Origin of the sequence: Parafrankia sp. Ea1.12 (assembly GCF_900465275.1) — a bacterium.
GTDB lineage: Bacteria > Actinomycetota > Actinomycetes > Frankiales > Frankiaceae > Parafrankia > Parafrankia soli.
Window position 1 is genome coordinate 1 of sequence record NZ_UBIZ01000529.1, and the last position, 680, is coordinate 680.

Consider the following 680-nt stretch of genomic DNA (forward strand, 5'->3'; position numbering starts at 1 on the left):
TCTACGGCGGCGGTATCAGCCGCGAGGGCTCCCTGATCGATATGGGCGTCGAGCACGGCATCATCCGCAAGTCCGGTGCCTGGTACACCTATGACGGTGACCAGCTCGGCCAGGGCAAGGAAAACGCACGGTCATTCCTCCGCGACAACCCGGATCTGGCCAACGAGATCGAAAAGCGGATCAAGGAGAAGCTCGGCCTCTCCCCGACGCTGGACGCCGACGCTCCCCCGCCAGTCGCGGTGAACCTCTGACCAGGGCGTGATGTACGGCTCCAATGCGTCCGGCCAGGGCAGGCCTTCGCGCTGATTGTCGGGCGTGATCAAGTGATGGGTCGAGGTGCGGTCGTTCCGCAACATCCGCCGCGGCCACTACGAGCTCGCCGTCGACATCGACCCGAGGCTGCGGCTGGCCGCCGCGTTCACCGAACTCGCTGCTGCCGTCTGACCGAAGGTCACCATGGCCGCTGGCATGCCTCGCCTCCTCAGAACGCAACACCGTCACGTCACGTACCCGCCATCTGGCGCACAGCGACGCAGCGTCCCAGTCTGACTCGGCTAGTGCGCTGGCCACGAATGTTCTCTGGTTCGGTTCAGGCGGCGTGTGATCGTGGTCGGCCCCAGCGTTGTTGGCGTTCGGAGCGGACGCGGGTGCGTTCGCGGCGTTGAGCGGCCAGGACGGTG

General features: G+C 66.2%; 2 pseudogenes. Both read left to right on the plus strand.

What is annotated here, in order from left to right:
- Nucleotides 1–251, plus strand: a pseudogene (locus FMEAI12_RS30660) (DNA recombination/repair protein RecA); the annotation flags it as partial.
- Nucleotides 252–348: 97 nt separating this feature from the next.
- Nucleotides 349–444 (plus strand): annotated as a pseudogene (locus tag FMEAI12_RS30665) (IS6 family transposase); the annotation flags it as partial.
- Between the last annotated feature and the right edge of the window lie 236 nt (nt 445–680).